General features: G+C 74.3%; 18 protein-coding genes. 14 read left to right on the top strand and 4 right to left on the bottom strand.

Features of this window, described 5'->3' with window-relative positions; genetic code table 11:
* Window position 1 precedes the first annotated feature (1 nt).
* The 14 genes from murG to EDJALFJO_RS24595 all read left to right on the top strand — a co-directional run bounded on the left by murG (window position 2) and on the right by EDJALFJO_RS24595 (window position 12115).
* Window positions 2-1132, top strand: a complete 1131-nt coding sequence (murG, locus tag EDJALFJO_RS24660; RefSeq protein ID WP_088288979.1) for an undecaprenyldiphospho-muramoylpentapeptide beta-N-acetylglucosaminyltransferase — start codon at window positions 2-4, stop codon at window positions 1130-1132.
* Window positions 1129-2583: a UDP-N-acetylmuramate--L-alanine ligase gene (murC, locus tag EDJALFJO_RS24655; RefSeq protein ID WP_088288960.1), complete on the top strand. Its 1455-nt coding sequence runs from the start codon at window positions 1129-1131 to the stop codon at window positions 2581-2583. The genes murG and murC overlap by 4 nt, the downstream gene beginning before the upstream one ends.
* Window positions 2580-3395, top strand: coding sequence for a cell division protein FtsQ/DivIB (locus EDJALFJO_RS24650; protein ID WP_088288959.1), 816 nt, complete (start codon window positions 2580-2582; stop codon window positions 3393-3395). Before murC ends, EDJALFJO_RS24650 begins: the two co-directional genes overlap by 4 nt.
* 37 nt (window positions 3396-3432) lie before the next feature.
* Window positions 3433-3831: a Rid family detoxifying hydrolase gene (locus tag EDJALFJO_RS24645; protein ID WP_198950606.1), complete on the top strand. Its 399-nt coding sequence runs from the start codon at window positions 3433-3435 to the stop codon at window positions 3829-3831.
* Between the two features lie 248 nt (window positions 3832-4079).
* The gene (gene ftsZ / locus EDJALFJO_RS24640) at window positions 4080-5432 is read left to right on the top strand and encodes a cell division protein FtsZ (RefSeq protein ID WP_088288958.1); all 1353 of its coding nucleotides are present in this window, start codon (window positions 4080-4082) and stop codon (window positions 5430-5432) included.
* Window positions 5433-5529: 97 nt separating this feature from the next.
* A complete protein-coding gene (locus EDJALFJO_RS24635; protein WP_088288957.1) occupies window positions 5530-6324 on the top strand; it encodes a polyphenol oxidase family protein in 795 nt (264 codons plus the stop codon).
* A complete protein-coding gene (locus EDJALFJO_RS24630) occupies window positions 6321-7034 on the top strand; it encodes a YggS family pyridoxal phosphate-dependent enzyme (protein WP_088288956.1) in 714 nt (237 codons plus the stop codon). Before EDJALFJO_RS24635 ends, EDJALFJO_RS24630 begins: the two co-directional genes overlap by 4 nt.
* Window positions 7035-7073: 39 nt before the next feature.
* Entirely contained in the window at window positions 7074-7619 is a 546-nt protein-coding gene (locus tag EDJALFJO_RS36140) for a cell division protein SepF (RefSeq protein ID WP_088288955.1), read from the top strand.
* Between the two features lie 151 nt (window positions 7620-7770).
* A complete protein-coding gene (locus tag EDJALFJO_RS24620) occupies window positions 7771-8046 on the top strand; it encodes a YggT family protein (RefSeq protein ID WP_088288954.1) in 276 nt (91 codons plus the stop codon).
* A gap of 180 nt (window positions 8047-8226) precedes the next feature.
* Window positions 8227-8994 (top strand): DivIVA domain-containing protein, encoded by a 768-nt coding sequence (locus tag EDJALFJO_RS24615; protein ID WP_088288953.1) that lies wholly within the window; start codon window positions 8227-8229, stop codon window positions 8992-8994.
* Between the two features lie 129 nt (window positions 8995-9123).
* A complete protein-coding gene (locus EDJALFJO_RS24610) occupies window positions 9124-9417 on the top strand; it encodes a DUF167 domain-containing protein (RefSeq protein WP_198950605.1) in 294 nt (97 codons plus the stop codon).
* Between the two features lie 415 nt (window positions 9418-9832).
* On the top strand, window positions 9833-10522 hold a 690-nt coding region (locus EDJALFJO_RS24605), incomplete at its 5' end, for a TraR/DksA C4-type zinc finger protein (protein WP_233150019.1).
* An 80-nt stretch (window positions 10523-10602) separates the two neighbouring features.
* On the top strand, window positions 10603-11196 hold the full coding sequence (gene lspA / locus EDJALFJO_RS24600; protein ID WP_088288950.1) for a signal peptidase II: 594 nt from the start codon (window positions 10603-10605) through the stop codon (window positions 11194-11196).
* Window positions 11189-12115 carry an RluA family pseudouridine synthase gene (locus tag EDJALFJO_RS24595; protein ID WP_088288977.1) on the top strand — a complete coding sequence of 309 codons (927 nt, stop codon included), beginning with the start codon at window positions 11189-11191 and terminating at the stop codon, window positions 12113-12115. Before lspA ends, EDJALFJO_RS24595 begins: the two co-directional genes overlap by 8 nt.
* Before the next feature lie 37 nt (window positions 12116-12152).
* Here the strand turns inward: EDJALFJO_RS24595 and EDJALFJO_RS24590 are convergent, their stop codons facing one another.
* The 4 genes from EDJALFJO_RS24590 to EDJALFJO_RS24575 form a co-directional block, all read right to left on the bottom strand.
* A complete protein-coding gene (locus EDJALFJO_RS24590) occupies window positions 12153-13358 on the bottom strand; it encodes a hypothetical protein (RefSeq protein WP_369812577.1) in 1206 nt (401 codons plus the stop codon).
* A 37-nt stretch (window positions 13359-13395) separates the two neighbouring features.
* Window positions 13396-14442 carry a PD40 domain-containing protein gene (locus tag EDJALFJO_RS24585; protein WP_088288949.1) on the bottom strand — a complete coding sequence of 349 codons (1047 nt, stop codon included), beginning with the start codon at window positions 14440-14442 and terminating at the stop codon, window positions 13396-13398.
* Between the two features lie 50 nt (window positions 14443-14492).
* A complete protein-coding gene (locus EDJALFJO_RS24580; RefSeq protein ID WP_088288948.1) occupies window positions 14493-15608 on the bottom strand; it encodes an SPFH domain-containing protein in 1116 nt (371 codons plus the stop codon).
* A gap of 141 nt (window positions 15609-15749) precedes the next feature.
* Window positions 15750-17699 carry a methyl-accepting chemotaxis protein gene (locus tag EDJALFJO_RS24575; protein ID WP_088288947.1) on the bottom strand — a complete coding sequence of 650 codons (1950 nt, stop codon included), beginning with the start codon at window positions 17697-17699 and terminating at the stop codon, window positions 15750-15752.
* Between the last annotated feature and the right edge of the window lie 238 nt (window positions 17700-17937).

Raw genomic sequence — 17937 nt, 5'->3', positions numbered from 1 at the left:
CCTGTCCGTCCTGCTCGCGGGCGGGGGCACGGCAGGGCACGTGGCCCCGCTCCTCGCCCTCGCCGAGTGCCTGCTGCGCCGCGACCCGGACACCCGGGTCACCGCGCTCGGCACCGCCGAGGGGCTCGAGGCCCGGCTCGTGCCGGACGCCGGCCTGCCGCTCGCGGTCGTCCCGCGGGTGCCGTTCCCGCGCCGCCCCGGGCCCGACCTCGGCCGGCTCCCCGGCCGGCTGCGCGCCGCGGTGGCGGCCGCCCGGGCCGCGATCGTCGACTCGGGCGCGGACGTCGTCGTCGGGTTCGGCGGCTACGTCTCGACGCCGGCCTACCTCGCGGCCCGCCGGCTCGGCGTGCCGATCGTCGTCCACGAGGCGAACTCGCGCCCCGGCCTGGCGAACCGGCTCGGCGCGCGGCTGACCCCGTACGTCGCGACGACGTTCCCCGGCACCCCGCTGCGTGGCGCCACGGTCATGGGGATGCCGCTGCGCCGCCAGATCACGACCCTCGACCGGGCGGCGCTGCGCGCCGAGGGGACGGCGCATTTCGGGCTCGTGCCGGGCCGCCCGACGCTCTTCGTCACCGGCGGCTCGCTCGGGGCGCAGCGGCTCAACACGACGTTCGGCGCGGCCTCCGCGGACCTGCGCTCGGCCGGCGTCCAGGTCGTGCACCTCAGCGGCCGAGGCAAGACGGTGGACGTCGCGCAGATCGTCGGCGGCGGCGCGTACGTCGTCACCGAGTACCTCGACCGGATGGACCTCGCCTACGCGGTGGCCGACCTCGTCGTCTGCCGGGCGGGGGCGAGCACCGTGAGCGAGGTGACCGCGATCGGGCTGCCCGCGGCGTACGTCCCGCTGCCGATCGGCAACGGCGAGCAGCGGCTCAACGCCCAGCCCGTCGCCGACGCCGGCGGCGGCCTCGTCGTCGACGACGAGGCGTGCACGCCGGAGTGGGTCCGCTCGACACTGCTGCCGCTGCTGCTCGACCCGCGCCGGCTCGACGACATGGGTCGCGCCGCCGCCGCGTTCGGGATCCGGGACGGCGACGAGCGCCTCGCCGACCTCGTCGAGACCGCGGCCCGCCGCGCCGCGGGCGTCACGGGCGGCTCCGCCGCGAGCACGGGGGAGGACGCCCGATGAAGCCCGACCTCGACCTCGTCGTGCCGCCCGCCGAGAGCCTCGGCGCGGTGCACCTCATCGGGATCGGCGGTGCCGGGATGTCCGGTATCGCGCGGATCCTGCTCGCCCGCGGGCTGCCCGTCTCCGGCAGCGACGCGAAGGACTCCCGCGGCCTCGCGGCGCTGCGTGCGCTCGGGGCCCGGGTCGAGGTCGGCCACGACGCCGCGCACCTGGGCGACGCCCAGACCCTCGTCGTCTCCTCCGCCGTCCGGGAGAACAACCCCGAGCTCGCCGCGGCCCGCGAGCGCGGCCTGCTCGTGCTCCACCGGTCGCAGGCGCTCAAGGCCGTCATGGCCGGACGACGCACCGTCGCCGTCGCCGGGACGGCCGGCAAGACGACGACGACGTCGATGGTGTCGGTCGCCCTGCAGCACTGCGGCGCCGACCCGTCGTTCGCCATCGGCGGCGAGCTCGCCGACACCGGGGCCAACGCGCACAACGGGTCCGGGGACGTCTTCGTCGCCGAGGCCGACGAGTCCGACGGCACGTTCCTCATCTACGAGCCCCTCGTCGCGGTCGTGACGAACGTCGAGCCGGACCACCTCGACTTCTACGGCACGCCCGAGGCCGTCGAGCAGGCGTTCGCGACGTTCTGCACGACGGTGCAGCCGGGCGGCGTCGTCGTCGCGTGCGTCGACGACCCCGGCGCGCGCCGGATGCTCGAGGCGGCCGCACCGTCCGCCGCGGAGCGCGGCGTGACCCTCGTCGGCTACGGCCGCTCGGCCGACGCCGCCGTCCGGGTCGAGGGGCTGCACGCGACCCCGGCCGGCCTGTCCTTCACCGTCGTCGACGCGGCGGGCGCGATCCCCATGACGCTGCGGGTGCCGGGCGAGCACAACGCGCTCAACGCCGCGGCCGCGTTCGCGGCGGTCACCGCGCTCGGCTACGACCGCGACCGGGCCGCCGCCGGGCTCGCCGCCTTCGGCGGCACCCGCCGCCGCTTCGAGGCCCGCGGCGAGGCCGGGGGAGTGCGGGTCGTCGACGACTACGCGCACCACCCGACGAAGGTCGCCGCGGCGCTGCAGGCCGCGCGCTCGGTCGCGGGCGACGGTCGCGTCGTGGCGGTCTTCCAGCCGCACCTGTTCAGCCGCACCCGGATCTTCGCCGGCGACTTCGGCCGCGCCCTGGGCCTGGCCGACGAGGTCGTCGTCATGGACGTCTACGCGGCCCGGGAGGACCCGGAGCCCGGCGTCACCGGCGCGCTCGTCGCGGACGCCGTCCCGCTGCCGCGCGAGCACGTCACCTTCGTGCCGTCGCGGTCGGACGTCGCCGACGTCGTCGTCGCCCGGACGGCGCCCGGTGACATCGTCCTGACGATCGGTGCCGGCGACGTGACGATGCTCGGGCCCGAGATCCTCGGCCGGCTCGCGGACCGGTCCGGCGGCAGCGCCGGCCCCGAGGGCCCGGCGTGAGCCGGTCCACGGCCGAGCGGTCGTTCCCGCAGCTCCTCGGCGACGGCTCCGTCGTCGCCGCGGCCGACCGGTTCGGCGCAATGGCCCGGGCCCGGCGGCGGCGCCTGCTCGGCGGGCTCGCCGTCGCCGTGCTCTGCCTGCTCGCCGCGGGGTGGATCCTCACCGCGTCGCCCTGGGGGACCGTCCGGCGGGTCCAGGTGACCGGCGTCGACCGGATCGACCCCGCGCAGGTGCGGGCGCTGGCGACCGAGGAGGTCGGCCGCCCGCTGCTCCTCGTGCGCACGGGCGCCGTCGAGACCCGGGTCCGCACGCTGCGCCTCGTCGCGGACGTCTCCGTCGAGCAGGTCTGGCCAGGGACGCTGCGGATCGTCGTCCGCGAGCGGCAGCCGGTCGCCGCGCTGCCCGCCGGCGGCGGCTTCCGGCTCGTCGACCGGGACGGTGTCGAGGTCGAGACCGTCGGCTCCGCGCCGTCGGCCGTGCCCGTCGTCCAGGTCGACCTCGTCACCGCCGGGCCGGCCGCCGTCCGGTCCGCGCTCGACAGCCTCGGCGTCCTGCCGCCCGCGCTGCGGGCCCAGCTGCGCGAGGTCGGCGCCGCGAGCGGGGACGGCGTGTGGTTCCGGCTCGACGACGGCGACACCGTCGTCTGGGGCGACGCGGGCCAGGTCGACCTCAAGGTCGCGGCGCTCGACGCCCTGCGCCGGCAGGCCGTGCGCGAGCGGGCGGCGATGCGCAAGAAGGGCAACATCCAGCTCTCGAAGCGCCCGGTGACGTTCGACGTCAGCGCCCCGCGCGCGCCGTCCGTCCAGCGCTGACCCCCGGCGCCGGCCGTCCCGGCGGGAGGAGACCCCGGTGCACGAGACCGTGCGCGAGACCGTCCACGCCGCCGACGCCCCCGCGGCCGTCGGCCCCTACGCGCACGCGGTCGTCGCGGGCGACCTGCTCCTGCTGTCGGGCCAGACGCCGATCGACCCGGCGACGGGCCGGCTCGTCGACGGCGACGTCGGCACCCAGACCGCCCGGGTCCTCGCGAACCTCGCGGCGGTGCTCGCGGCGGCCGGCCTGACGCGCGGGGACGTCGCGAAGTGCAACGTCTACCTCACGGACATGGCCGACTTCGCCGCGATGAACGAGGCCTACGGAAAGGCCTTCGAGGAGCCCTTCCCGGCCCGGACGACGGTCGCCGTCGCGGGCCTGCCGCTCGGCGCCCGGGTCGAGATCGAGGCGGTCGCGGTGCGCCGGGCGGGGTAGCGACCCGTCCTGTTCGCCCGATTTCCCCTGCGGGGACACGGAAAACTCCATCGGTGCCGCGACACGCCCGGCCGGTCGTTGAATCGCCCTGGGGGCGTCCGTACGGTCGCACAGCATCGAGTAGTTGACATAACTATAACCCTCTACCTGAGGGTGAGAGTCGTAAGAACGATCCACCGGGACCGACCAGACCGCCCCGGCACGGCTCACTGACCGGCACGTCGATCCGCGAGCGAGAGGCACCCGTCGTGGCAGCACCGCAGAACTACCTCGCAGTCATCAAGGTCGTCGGCATCGGCGGCGGCGGCGTCAACGCCGTCAACCGCATGATCGAGGTCGGCCTCAAGGGCGTCGAGTTCATCGCGATCAACACCGACGCGCAGGCCCTTCTCATGAGCGACGCCGACGTCAAGCTCGACGTCGGCCGTGAGCTGACCCGGGGGCTCGGCGCCGGCGCCGACCCCGAGGTGGGCCGCCGCGCCGCCGACGACCACGCCGAGGAGATCGAGGAGGTCCTCCGCGGGGCCGACATGGTCTTCGTCACCGCCGGCGAGGGCGGCGGCACCGGCACCGGGGGCGCCCCCGTCGTCGCGCGGATCGCGCGCGGCCTCGGCGCCCTGACCATCGGTGTCGTCACCCGCCCGTTCACGTTCGAGGGCCGCCGCCGCTCGACCCAGGCCGACTCGGGGATCGCCTCGCTGCGCGAGGAGGTCGACACCCTCATCACGATCCCCAACGACCGGCTGCTGTCGATCAGCGACCGGCACGTGAGCGTCCTGGACGCCTTCCGGTCGGCGGACCAGGTGCTCCTGTCCGGTGTCCAGGGCATCACCGACCTCATCACGACGCCGGGTCTGATCAACCTCGACTTCGCCGACGTGAAGTCCGTCATGCAGGGCGCGGGCAGTGCCCTCATGGGCATCGGCTCGGCGCGCGGCGAGGACCGCGCGATCCAGGCCGCCGAGACGGCGATCTCCTCGCCGCTGCTCGAGGCGAGCGTGGACGGCGCCCATGGCGTCCTGCTGTCGATCCAGGGGGGTTCGGATCTCGGTCTCTTCGAGATCAACGAGGCGGCCCGGCTCGTCCAGGAGGCGGCGCACCCGGAGGCGAACATCATCTTCGGCGCCGTCATCGACGACGCGCTCGGCGACGAGGTGCGGGTCACGGTCATCGCGGCCGGCTTCGACGGCGGCACGCCGACCAAGCGCAAGGACGACCGCGCCCTCGGGCAGGTGTCCGGGCGCTCGGTGACGCCTCCGACGTCGTCGGGCTCCGGCGGCTCCAACGGGTACTCGGGGTCGGCGTCCAACGGGTTCCCCACGGGGTACACGACGGCCCAGCCCGCCCCGACGGCCCCGCCGGTGCAGCAGCCGGTCCCGGTCGCCCAGGCACCGGTCCAGCAGCCCGTGCAGCAGCCGGTGCACCAGACCGTCCCCGCGGCCCCGCCGGTCCAGCAGCCCGCACCGGTCCAGCAGCCGGCGCAGCCGCAGGCCGAGCCGGAGCGGCGCTACGTCGAGCTCCCGACCGAGGCCCGCCCGCCGCGGGTGCAGCGGCCGGTCCCGCTCGACGACGACCTCGACGTGCCGGACTTCCTCAAGTGAGCACCTGATCCACCGCCCGGCGCGACCGGGGCGACGACGGCCCACCGGCAGCGTGCCGGTGGGCCGTCGTGCGTCCGGGCCGGATAGGTTCGCGCCCATGGACTCGGGTGTGGGTACGGCGACCGGAGCATCCGCAGGACCGGTCGCGGACGTCGTCGCCGTCGACCTGGGGCCCGGCGTCCGGGCCGGGTTCACCCGCCGTCCCGGCGGGGTGTCGCGCGGCCCGTGGGCGGGGCTCGACCTCGGGCTGCACGTCGGCGACGACCCCGACCACGTCCTCGAGAACCGGCGTCTCGTCGAGCGCTGGGCAGGGATGCCCGTGTGGTACCCACGGCAGGTCCACGGCCGGGAGGTCGCCGTCCTCGACGCGCCCCCGGAGCCAGGCCGGGCGCTCGCGTCGGGTGCCGACGGCGCGGAGTGCGACGCCGCCGTCGCTGTCGGCCGCGGCCACGCGGTGGCCGTCGTCGTGGCCGACTGCGTCCCCGTGCTGCTCGCCGACCCCGCTGCGGGTGTCGTCGCCGCGGCGCACGCCGGCCGGCCCGGGCTGCTCGCCGGCGTCCTCGAGTCGACGGTGGAGGCGATGGTCGCCCGGGGGGCCGTTCCGGCCTCGATCCGCGTCGCGCTCGGGCCGTCGGCCGGCCCCTGCTGCTACGAGGTGCCCGAGCAGATGCGGGACGACGCCGCCGCGCGCGTGCCGGAGACGGCCGCGACGACCCGCGCCGGGACGCCGGCCATCGACCTGCGGGCCGGGTGCGCCGCCGTCCTGCGCCGGGCCGGCGTCGGGAGCGTCCGCACCGTCGGCGGGTGCACGATCGACGACGAGTCCTTCTACTCCTACCGGCGGGCCAAGGTCACCGGACGTTGCGGCGGCGTCGTCGGGATCGCACCGTGACCACGGGCGGTGAGCGTCGGGCCGAGCTCCAGGCAGGGCTCGCGCGGGTGCGCGAGCGTGTGGCCGCCGGCTGCGCCGCGGCGGGCCGGTCACCCTCGGAGATCTGCCTCGTCGTCGTGACGAAGACGCACCCGGCGTCCGACGTGACGACGCTGGCGGACCTCGGGGTCACCGACGTCGGCGAGAACCGGGACCAGGAGGCGGCGGCGAAGCACGCCGAGGTCCTCGCGGCCGGTGTCACCGGGCTGCGGTGGCACTTCATCGGTCAGCTCCAGACGAACAAGGCGCGGTCGGTCGCGCGGTACGCCGACGTCGTCCACTCGGTCGACCGGGTGCACCTCGTCACCGCTCTCGGGAAGGCGGCGCACCAGGTCGGGCGGGAGGTCGAGTGCCTCGTCCAGGTGAGCCTGGACGGCGACACGGCCCGCGGCGGCTGCCTGCTCGCCGACCTCGAGGAGGTCGCGGGTGCCGTCGTCGCGGCCGACGGGCTCGCCCTGCGCGGGGTGATGGCCGTGGCGCCGCTCGGCGAGGACCCGCGAGGCGCCTTCGCCGTGCTCCCGGCCCTGCGCGAGCGGCTGCTCGCCGTCGACCCGCGGGCCGGTCTGGTGTCGGCCGGGATGAGCGGGGACCTCGAGGCCGCGATCGCCTGCGGTGCGACACACCTGCGTGTCGGGAGCGCGGTACTCGGTGCTCGTCCCGCACTCGGGTAGCGTCGCGACGGAGGGTGACGGACGGAAGGCGGAGGAGCCATGGGCGGCGCGCTGCGGAAGACCATGATCTACCTCGGCCTGGCCGAGGACGACGAGCGCTACGAGGCGTACGACGCCGACGAGGAGTTCGACGAGACGTACGAGGACGACGACCGGAGCACGCGGCACGACCGCGCCGGGGCGGCGTCCGAGCGCTCCGTCGACCGGCTGGACGACGTGTACGAGGAGCGGAGGGCCGCGGTGACGCCGATCGGCCGCGGACAGGTGGCACGCGTGGTGCAGGCACCGGCACGGTCGAGCGAGCTGCACCGGATCTCGACGATCCACCCGCGCACGTACAACGAGGCCAAGACCATCGGTGAGGCGTTCCGGGGCGGCACGCCCGTCATCATGAACCTCGGGGAGATGGACGACGCCGACGCCAAGCGGCTCGTCGACTTCGCCGCAGGTCTCGTCTTCGGGCTCCACGGGACGATCGAGCGGGTCACCTCCAAGGTGTTCCTGCTCTCACCGGCGAGCGTCGAGGTCACGCCGGCGGACAAGATCCGCAACGGCACCGACCGGGACCTGTTCACCCACGCCTGACCGCCCCGCGCCGGCCCGGCCCCCGGCGGTGCGGGGAGCCCCGCCGGTGCTGGACAATGGCGCACGTTGTCGCGTCGTCAGTCGTTGAGCCCGGTACGGGCGGCCGCCGGCCGACCGTCACACCGCCGCGCAGATCCCCGGAGCCACCCTCGTGAACGCCGTTCGCTCGCTGCTCAGCCTCGTCGTCTTCCTCTTCCTGCTGGCCCTGATCATCCGGCTCGTCTTCGACTGGATCCAGGTCTTCTCCAGGGACTGGAAGCCGAAGGGGATCGTGCTCGTCCTCGCCGAGGCCGTCTACTCCGTCACAGACCCGCCGCTGCGGGCGTTGCGGCGAGTGATCCCCCCGCTGCGACTGGGCTCCGTGCAGCTCGACCTGGCGTTCACGCTGCTCTTCCTCGTGACGATCATCCTCTACCAGCTGCTCTGATCGTCACACAGCGAATCGCCCTGGTGACCGAGGGTTGACCATGGCATCCTGGCGGGGGACCGCGACCGGCATCACGGGGGTCATCCTCGTTCGATCTGCGGCTTCCGATCCGCTACGGTGACGTCTCGGCACGGACCCGACCGGACCCGACGCACCACTCTCTCCCGCGAGGTGACCCTGATGGCCCTGACGCCCGAGGACGTTGTCAACAAGCGCTTCCAAGCGACCAAGTTCCGCGAGGGCTACGACCAGGACGAGGTCGACGACTTCCTGGACGAGGTCGTCAACGAGCTGCGCCGCCTGACGGAGGAGAACGACGAGCTCCGCTCGAAGCTCTCCGTCTGCGAGCGCCGCGTCGGCGAGCTCTCCCGCGCGACGGTGGCCCGCGAGGCCGCCCCCGAGCCCGAGCCGGTCGCTGCGGCCGTCCCGGCGCCCGCGCCGATGCCCGTCGCGGTGCCCGAGCCGGTGCGCAACCCGGCCGCGGAGCTCCAGGCCGTCGGCCAGGGCCCGGAGGCCGCCGCAGGCATGCTCGCGCTGGCGCAGAAGCTCCACGACGAGTACGTCCGCAACGGCGAGCAGCAGCGCGACCGCATCGTGGGCGAGGCCCGCGAGCACGCCGCCCGGCTCGTCCGTGAGGCCGAGGAGAAGCAGCGTCAGACGCTCGGTTCCCTCGAGCAGGAGCGCTCGCTCCTCGAGCGCAAGATCGACGAGCTGCGCGCCTTCGAGCGTGAGTACCGCAGCCGCCTCAAGTCCTACCTCGAGGGCCAGCTCCGCGAGCTCGAGGCGAAGGCGGCCGTCGTCCCGAACCGGGGCCCGCAGCCTGCTGCGAGCCTCGCGGGCAACGGCAACGGCCAGCAGTACTCCGGGCCGCTGCCGAGCCGTGGCGCCTACGCGGCCGAGCCCGCCGAGGCCGGCGGCCAGCAGTACCCGTTCGGCGACCGCAGCTGAGCTCGGCGCACGAGCTTGGCAGCACGAAGCACGGCACGACCGGCAGGGCCCTCGCGCGGGAGTGAGGGCCCTGCCGGTTTTGCGCGCGCCGGGGCGTCCGAGGGCACGGCTGGCTTCCTCGACGTCACCGTGCGGGCCAAGCCGGGGGCTTCGCGGGCCGCCGTCGGCGGCCGGTACGGCGACGGGGACGTGCTCGTCGTGGCCGTGAACGCCCCCGCGGTCGACGGCCGGGCGACCGAGGCCGTCGTGGCCGCCGTCGCCGAGGCGTTCGCGGTCCGGCGCAGGGACGTCGACCTGGTCACCGGGGCGACGAGCCGGACGAAGACCCTGCGGGTCGTCGGGGACCCGGTCGCACTGCGGGCCAGGCTCGACGGTCTGCTCGCGGGGGACCGGTCGCCGGGCGGCCGGGGAGGCAGCGGGTAGGCGCCGGCGGTCAACCCGGCCGGGAAGTGTGTCGAACGAGATACGGAAAGTGATCACTGCAGGTCGATCATGTTTGTCGCTACGCGGCGTGGGCGATTGAGCACGCCAGCACACGTTCCGTATTCTTCGCGGACCGTCGAGGCCCGACATGTCGGGCGGGGGAGGCCCCCACATGGCACAGCGCAGGTCCCTGGCAGCGGTCGCGCGTCGCGCGGTCGGTGCCGCCAGGGCAGTGGGAGCGACGGTGACCGGGTCCCGCTCGGGAGCACCGGCGGCCGAGCCGGCCCCGGCGAAGAAGGCCGCGGCGAAGGCTCCGGCGAAGAAGGCTGCCGCGGCACCGGCGAAGAAGGCTGCCGCGGCACCGGCGAAGAAGGCTGCCGCGGCACCGGCGAAGAAGGCTGCCGCGGCAGCCTTNAAGAAGGCCGCGGCGAAGGCACCGGCGAAGAAGGCTGCCGCGGCACCGGCGAAGAAGGCTGCTTCGGCTCCCGCGAAGAGGGCCGCCACGGCGCCCGCCAAGAAGACTGCGGCGGCACCGGCGAAGAAGGCCGCCGCCGCAGCGGCGAAGGTCGTCGCGGCCGCCGCCGACCCGGTCGCCCCCGCGCCCAGGAAGACCTCGGCGAAGAAGGCCCCAGCGAAGAAGGCCCCAGCGAAGAAGGCCCCGGCGACCGCCCCGGCCCCCGAGCCCGGGCCCGCACCGGAGCCCGCGGTCCAGGACGCCCTCGTCGTCCGCGCCGAGGAGGACCCGTGGACGCCGGCCGAGCTCGCCGAGGTCCGCGAGGAGCTCAGCGGTGAGCTCGAGCGGCTGGCCCGCGACATGGCGGCGCTCGAGACGAGCATCGCCGACGTCCTGCGCGACAGCGGCGACGGTGCCGGCGACGACCAGGCGGACACCGGGAGCAAGGCGTTCGAGCGGGAGCAGGAGATGACGCTCCTCGCGAACGCGCGGGAGTCCCGGTTCCAGACCCAGCGGGCCCTCGACGCGATCGAGGACGGGACCTACGGCCGGTGCGAGTCCTGCGGCAACGCGATCGGCAAGGCGCGTCTCCAGGCGTTCCCGCGGGCGACGCTCTGCGTCCCGTGCAAGCAGAAGCAGGAGCGTCGCTGACGCCGAGGTGAGCCGCCGTCGCGCCCGGGCCGGGGCGGCCGCGGCGCGCCCGCCCGCCCGGGCGTGGGAGGCTTGGCCCGATGGACGCCACGCCTCACGACCCGACGCCGGACGCCCCGCCGCGCGACGACGCCCCGCGGCCCCTGCGCCGGGACCTCGTCGCGACGCTCGTCGTCACGGCGCTGGTCGTCGTCGCCGCCGACCAGTCGTCGAAGGAGTGGGCGCTGCGCACCCTCGCGCCCGGGGCCGCGCCGACATCCGTCATCGACGGGTGGCTCCAGCTGCGCCTCGTCTTCAACCCGGGGGCCGCCTTCAACATGGCGACCGGGACGACGTGGATCTTCACGGTCATCGCGACCTTCGTCGCGATCCTCATCCTGCGGGTGTCGCGCCGGCTCGGCAGCCGGGGCTGGGCCCTGGCGCTCGGCCTGCTCCTCGGCGGTGCGGTCGGCAACCTCGTCGACCGGCTCACGCGGGCCCCGGGCTTCGCCCGCGGGCACGTCGTCGACTTCATCGAGTACACGAAGTTCCCGTTCATGGACTTCCCGGTCTTCAACGTCGCCGACTCGTGCATCGTCACGGCGGCCTGCCTCATCGCCCTCCTGGGCTTCCGCGGGATCGCTCTCGACGGCACCCGTGAGCCGCGGCCGGGGACGGACCCCGCGGATGCCTGAGCAGCGCTCGCTCCCGGTGCCCGACGGGCTCGCCGGCGAGCGGCTCGACGCCGGCCTCGCGCGCCTGCTCGGGCTGAGCAGGTCGGCGGCCGCCGACCTCGCCGAGGCCGGTGCGGTCGTCGTCGACGGCCGCGAGGCGGGCAAGTCCGACCGGCTCCGTGCCGGGTCGTGGCTCGAGGTCTCGCTGCCCGACCCGCCGTCCGCGGTCGAGATCGTCGCCGAGCCCGTGCCGGGGCTGCACATCGTCCACGACGACGACGACCTCGTCGTCGTCGACAAGCCGGTCGGTGTCGCCGCGCACCCGAGCCCGGGCTGGACCGGCCCGACGGTCGTCGGCGGCCTCGCCGGCGCCGGCTACCGGATCGCGACCTCCGGCGCGGCGGAGCGGCAGGGCGTCGTCCACCGCCTCGACGTCGGCACGAGCGGCCTCATGGTCGTCGCGAAGAGCGAGTACGCGTACAGCCGGCTCAAGCAGGCGTTCCGGGACCGCACCGTCGACAAGACGTACCACGCGCTCGTCCAGGGCCATCCCGACCCGCTGCGCGGCACGATCGACGCCCCGATCGGCCGGCACCCGAGCGCGGACTGGAAGTGGGCCGTGGTCGCCGGCGGCAAGCCGAGCATCACGCACTACGAGGTGCTCGAGGCGTTCCGCGCCGCGTCCCTGGCCGAGATCCACCTCGAGACCGGTCGCACCCACCAGATCCGGGTGCACTTCTCCGCCCTGCGGCACCCCTGCGTGGGCGACCTCACGTACGGCGCCGACCCGACCCTCGCGGCCCGGCTCGGCCTGACCCGGCAGTGGCTGCACGCCGTCCGGCTCGGGTTCGTGCACCCGGGCACCGACGAGCCCGTCGAGTTCGAGAGCCCCTACCCGGACGACCTCGCGCAGGCGCTCGAGACGATCGCCGACTCCTGACCGGCCGACCGGTCAGCCGGCCGGGCCCGCCGCAGCCTCACGGGGACAGCGGCCCCAGGTGCGCGGCGGCCGCCGGCCAGGCGTGCACGAGCAGACCGGAGACGACGCCCGGCGAGGTCGAGCCGCCGGACGACCGGTTCGCGAGGTAGACCGCGACGACGACCCCGATGACGACGAGCGCCGCGAGCACCGCGAAGGCGATCTTCACCGGCGAGTACGGGCGCTCGCCGACGACGGTGCCGGTGTGGGCGTTGACGTACACCTGGAACGTCTTGCCGCCGTACAGGTAGGCGGCGAGCCAGACGGGCAGGAGCATGAGCTTGAACATGAGGGCGCCGTAGCGGGTGTCCATCGAGTGCACCTGCTGCTCGTCACCGCCGATGTCCGCGCAGCAGTCCTCGCGGATGACCCCGCGCATGATCTGCTTGGCCTCCTCGAGACCCTGGTCGGGCTGGACGTCGTAGCGCAGCGCCTGGTACCCGGACAGGTACTCGGGCTGGTAGGCGGTGGCGTTCTCCAGGAGCCACGGCTGCAGGTCCGCGAGCCGCTCGGCCGGCAGCTGGCGGGTGGCGACCACGACGACGTCGTCGAAGTTGCGCGCGACCTGCCCGGACGCCGGGTACCACCGGGTCTTCATGACCTGCCGGGTCCGGGTCTGCGGCCGGCCGTCGACCATCTCGGTGTAGGTCTCGGTCTCCCAGTAGTGCTCGCCGCGCATGCCGGTGTAGCGGGTCGACGTCGCGGCGTCGTACGTCCAGTGCGGCAGGTAGGTGCCCTTGAGCCGCTCGGCGGTGCTCACCTTCCTGAGCCGGTTCGGTGCGAACCAGCGGGACCGCACCCACTGCCGGATCGCCTCCTGGGCGCCGGACCGGTCGATCCCGAACGGGACGACGCCCTCCGGGGCGATCTGCTCGGCGGCGTCGATCTCCGCGACGATCGGTGCGCCGCAGAACGGGCAGGACGTCGCGAGGTCGTCGGTCTCCGTCGTCGCACCGCACTTGCCGCAGCGCAGCACGTGCTGCGCGAGATGGGCGGTGGCCTTGACCGGCGAGGACTGCCACGCGACGTAGTCGTGCTCCTCGATGACCCGGTCCGACGGCCCGACGGCCTGCTCGTGCCCGCAGTACGGGCACTTGAGCACGGACGTCCCCGGGGCGTACTCGAGCCGAGCGCCGCACTGGCCGCACGGGTACGTCAGGGTGGTCGGGCTGGTGCTGCCACCCGTTCCTTGCGTCACGGACATCCTCCAGGAGTGCTACCCCGACGGTCGGCGGTCGTGCTCACGCGGCCCAGCCGATGCGACCGGTGCCGCCGTAGAAGTCACCGGACGGCGACCGCAGCTCGTCGGTGTCGACGACCTCCCTGGTCCGGCCGGGGACGAACGGGATGACGGCCAGGTACTGCGAGGCCACCTCCCCGGCGCGCAGGAAGGCGAGCCACCGGCCGTCCGGCGAGAAGGCCGGCGAGGTGTGCGCGCGGTGGAGCTCGTCGGAGACCTGCCAGGTGCGGCCCGTCGTCCGGTCGAGCCCGTGCAGCCGGAAGTCGGACTCGGCGACGACGTACCGACCGTCCGGCGAGACGTCGAAGGCGCCGGCCCGCGGCGAGGCCTTCAGGCCGGCCGGCCCCTGGTCCGCGTACTGCGCGTCGTACACGTGGATCGCGTCCTCGGCGCGGACCAGGAGCTCGCCCGTGCCGGTGAGCACCGGCTCGGCGCGGCCGTCGACGGTCGACAGGACCGCACCGGTCCGCAGGTCGTAGACGTAGACGCGGTCGATCCGCTCGGCGTCGCCGTCCTGCGACTGCGGCTCGTCGACGCTGTACGCGAGCCGGGACGCCGTCGGGTCGAGCGTCGCGGCGCTCGTGGGGAAGGAGAGCGGGCCGCCCACCGTGTAGTCCGCGAGCTGCTCACCGGCGAGGCTGCGGACCGTGACGTGCCACGAGTCGCTGGCGGGGCCGAAGTAGTCCCAGACGTCCCCGATCACCCCGCTGCGGGAGACGCCGACGCCGGGAGCGCTCGACGTCTCCGCGGCCGGGAACGACCGTGCCCTGCCGGTGGCCGGGTCGAGGACCGTGAGCTCGGAGTCCTTGACGACGAGGTGCCCGGCGAGCCGCCGGCCGCCGGCCCCGGCGTCGCCGCCCGGGGCGGACGCCGCCCCGCCCGGGTCCGTCGTCGTGCCCGCCCCTCCGGCGCCGATCGGCACCCCCACGCACCCGGCGAGCGGGAACGCGAGCAGCGCGCCGAGGACGTGCCGGCGCGGCAGGCCGCCGGCGCGTGGCGCGCCGGCGGGCCTGCCTGCGGCGGTCACGCCTGTGGTGGACCCGTCCATGGGTGAGCTCCCCCTGACGTTCGCTGGAGGTCGGCGACGGCCCGCGCGGATCAGCCCTGCGGCGGCAGCGGCGGCGGCGCGCTCGCGAGGAGCGCGGCGACCTCGGGGACGTCCTTCGCGGCCGCCCACTGCGCCATCCCGGTCTTCCACACGAGGGTGTCCGCCGTCAGCCCGCCGGACGCCACCCGGCCGGCGAGCGTGGCCGCGTCGAACGGGCCCTGCTGCTGGCCGTCGACGCCGACGAACCACTGCGCCGCCGCGGGCAGCGGCGGGGGAGCGGGCGCCCCGGCAGGGGCAGGGGCAGCCGGCTGCTGCGGGTTCAGCTGCTGCGCCATCCGGTTGCCCACCGCCATCCCGAGACCGATGCCGATGCCCTCGCCGCCGCCGCCCGGGTTCTGGGCGGCGTCCTCGATGGCGTTCGCGGTCTGGAACTTGGTGTACGCGTCGAGGTCCCCGACGACACCGATCTGGGTCCGCTTGTCGAGCGCGGCCTCGACCTCGGGCGGCACCGAGATGTTCTCGATGATGAACGTGGGGATCGTGATGCCGACGTTCGAGAGGTCCTCGGAGAGCACGCCCGCGATCCGCTGCCCGATCTGCTGCTGCTGCGACGCGAGGTCGAGCATCGGGACGCCGGCGGTCGCCAGGGCCGACCCGAGCCGGCCGACGATCATCTGCCGCAGGTACTCCTGGACCTCCTCGGTCCGGAACTGCGGGTCGGTGCCGACGAGCTCGCGGAGCATCTTCGCGGCGTCGGTGACCCGCATCGCGTAAGCGCCGAACGCGCGCAGCCGGACCATGCCGAACTCGGCGTCCCGGACGATGACGGGGTTCTGGGTGCCCCACTTCATGTCCGTGAAGAGCCGGGTGTTGACGAAGTAGACCTCGGCCTTCCACGGCGACTCGAAGCCGTACTTCCAGCCCTTGAGCTTGGACAGGATCGGCAGGTTCTGGGTCTCGAGCGTGTAGGTGCCGGGGGTGAACGAGTCGGCGATCTGGCCCTCGTTGACGAACACCGCGGTCTGCGACTCGCGGACGACGAGCTGGGCGCCCATCTTGATCTCGTTGTCGTAGCGCGGGAAGCGCCAGACGATCGTGTCCCGGCTGTCGTCGGTCCACTCGATGATGTCGATGAACTCGCCGCGGAGCTTGTCCATCAGGCCCATCGCATGCCTCCGTGTGTGAGGTTGCCCCGTACGGGACCCGGTGCTCCGGGTCCTCGCGCCGACTCTAGTCGGGACCGCCCCGGACCGAGCGGGTCCGGGGCGGCACGTCGATCGACGTCGCGGGGGCGGCGACGGTTCCGGTCAGAACCGGTCGAACTTGCCCTCGTCGAAGACGGGGCCGGCGGCGGCCGGCGCGTGCTGGACGCGCTGGGCCGGCGGACGGCGGGTCGCCGCCGGCCGGCCGGTGCTCACCCGCTTCTGGGCCCCCGGGACCGTGAAGAAGTCCATGAGGTCCTGGAGCAGCGCGCTCTGGCCGGTCATCTCCTCGCTCGTCGCCGCGAGCTCCTCGCTGGAGGACGCGTTCTGCTGCGTCACCTTGTTCATCTGGGCCATCGCGCTGGTGACCTGGGACACCCCGGAGGTCTGCTCGGCGGACGCCGCGGCGATCTCCTGGACGAGGTCGGACGTCCGCTTGATGCTCGGGACGATCTCCTGGAGCAGACCGCCCGCCCGCTCGGCGGTGTGCACCGAGTCGGTCGCGAGCTGGCCGATCTCCTGCGCGGCGACCTGGGAGCGCTCGGCGAGCTTGCCGACCTCGGTCGCGACGACCGCGAACCCCTTGCCGTGCTCGCCGGCCCGGGCGGCCTCGATCGTCGCGTTGAGCGCGAGCATGTTCGTCTGGAAGGCGATGTCGTCGATGATCGCGATCTTCGCCGCGATCTGCTTCATCGCCTCGACCGTCTTCTCGACCGCCTCGCCGCCGGCTTCCGCGTCGCCGGCAGCCTTGCTCGCGATCCCCTCGGTGGCCTTGGCATTCTCGGAGTTCTGGCCGATGCTCGCGGACATCTGCTCGATGCTCGCGCTCGTCTCCTCGACGCTCGACGCCTGCTCCGTCGTCGCCTGGGACAGGGTCTGCGCCGAGGAGCTGATCTGGGACGCGGCGTTGACGAGCTCGCCGGCCGCCGAGGCGACCTGGGAGACGGTGTCGCCCAGCTTGGCGACGCTGTTGTTCGTCGCGAGCCGCAGCTGCTCGAGGTCGCCCTGGTACGCCTTGTCGATGGTCTGCGTGAGGTCGCCGGCCTCGAGAGCGGCGAGCACGCGGCTCACCTCGTTGAGCGGCCCGATGACCGAGTCGAGGGTGTCGTTGATGCCGTCGATGATCGTCCGGAAGCCGCCGCGGTGCCGGGCCGCGTCGGCCCTGGTCTCCAACCGGCCCTCGACCGCGGCGGCGGAGAGCATCGTCGCGTCGGTGACGAGGGCCCGCAGGTTCGTCCGGACCTGCTCGAGCGTCTCGTTGATGAACGCCTTCTTGCCCGGCAGCTGCTCCATGGGCGCGTCGAAGTCGCCCTCGCCGAAGGCCTTGACCACCGCCATCGCCTTCTTCTTCACCGCGATGTGGCCGTTCACCATGTCGTTCACACCGGCCGCGACGGCGCGGAAGTTGCCGTCGAAGAGCGCGAGGTCCATGACGACGTCGATGTCGCCCTCGTCGTGCGCGACCGCCATCCGCTTGAGCTCGGAGTCGAGGTTCTCCAGCGTCGCGACGATCCCGTTGACGACGGTCGGGAGCTCGGCCTCCTCGGCCGTCAGGCCGGCGACGGACGCGCGGGCGTCGAGCTCGCCGCGGCCGGCGGCCGCGAGGGTGTCCGCGACGTCCTTCTGCGTGCGCTCGAGCCGGACCGCGGTCGTCACGTCCTTCCACTCGACGCTGAAGCCGATCCTCGTGCCGTCGGGGGCGTCGAGGCCGTTCGCCGAGAACGACAGCACCCGCCCGCCGACCTCGATCTGGGCGTCGTGCCGGCCGCGCAGCCCGCCGAGGAGGCGGCGCTGGTGGTCGGGGCGCTTGTGGAAGATGTCGATGTTGGCGCCGATGAGGTTGTTCGTGTCGAACGCCGGCAGATCCTTGCGCAGGTCCGCCTCGATGCCCCGCAGCATCCGCATGAGCGACGGGTTCACGTACGTGATGTTGAGGTCCGGGTCGGCCAGCATGACGTTCGTCACGAGCCGCTCGAGGACCATGTCCGCGGGGATTCCCGCCGGCTCGGCCTGCTGGGGGGCGGCGTCACGGCGGCTGAACAGGTGCTCGAACATGCACCACTCCTGGTCTCGGTGGCACGCGGGTCCTGCCGACCGGCGCGCCGGGTCCGGGCGTGCCCGGACCCGTCGTCCCCAGATGCATCGAGCGCGTTTTCGCGCAACTTGATCAGGGAACGGTCACATGGCTCTGTGCCGGTCCCTCGCCCCCGGACGGGTGCGCCCGGTCGGCGGCCGTCCCGCCGCCGGGCGCTGTCGCGGACGCCGCGGCGGCTCCGACACGCCGTGCCGGTCA

The organism is Kineosporia sp. A_224 (genome assembly GCF_002198655.1).
GTDB lineage: Bacteria > Actinomycetota > Actinomycetes > Actinomycetales > Kineosporiaceae > R-H-3.
The sequence above is the reverse complement of the archived record's forward strand: the minus strand, read 5'-3'. Positions and strand labels throughout refer to the sequence as shown.

What these genes read in the sequence shown, in the direction of transcription:
- murC (WP_088288960.1), top strand. Translation starts at nt 1,129, where the DNA reads ATGAAGCCCGACCTCGACCTCGTCGTGCCGCCCGCCGAGAGCCTCGGC.
- EDJALFJO_RS24635 (WP_088288957.1), top strand. Translation starts at nt 5,530, where the DNA reads ATGGACTCGGGTGTGGGTACGGCGACCGGAGCATCCGCAGGACCGGTC.
- EDJALFJO_RS36140 (WP_088288955.1), top strand. Translation starts at nt 7,074, where the DNA reads ATGGGCGGCGCGCTGCGGAAGACCATGATCTACCTCGGCCTGGCCGAG.
- EDJALFJO_RS24615 (WP_088288953.1), top strand. Translation starts at nt 8,227, where the DNA reads ATGGCCCTGACGCCCGAGGACGTTGTCAACAAGCGCTTCCAAGCGACC.
- lspA (WP_088288950.1), top strand. Translation starts at nt 10,603, where the DNA reads ATGGACGCCACGCCTCACGACCCGACGCCGGACGCCCCGCCGCGCGAC.
- EDJALFJO_RS24595 (WP_088288977.1), top strand. Translation starts at nt 11,189, where the DNA reads ATGCCTGAGCAGCGCTCGCTCCCGGTGCCCGACGGGCTCGCCGGCGAG.
- EDJALFJO_RS24590 (WP_369812577.1), bottom strand. Translation starts at nt 13,358, where the DNA reads ATGTCCGTGACGCAAGGAACGGGTGGCAGCACCAGCCCGACCACCCTG.
- EDJALFJO_RS24585 (WP_088288949.1), bottom strand. Translation starts at nt 14,442, where the DNA reads ATGGACGGGTCCACCACAGGCGTGACCGCCGCAGGCAGGCCCGCCGGC.
- EDJALFJO_RS24580 (WP_088288948.1), bottom strand. Translation starts at nt 15,608, where the DNA reads ATGGGCCTGATGGACAAGCTCCGCGGCGAGTTCATCGACATCATCGAG.
- EDJALFJO_RS24575 (WP_088288947.1), bottom strand. Translation starts at nt 17,699, where the DNA reads ATGTTCGAGCACCTGTTCAGCCGCCGTGACGCCGCCCCCCAGCAGGCC.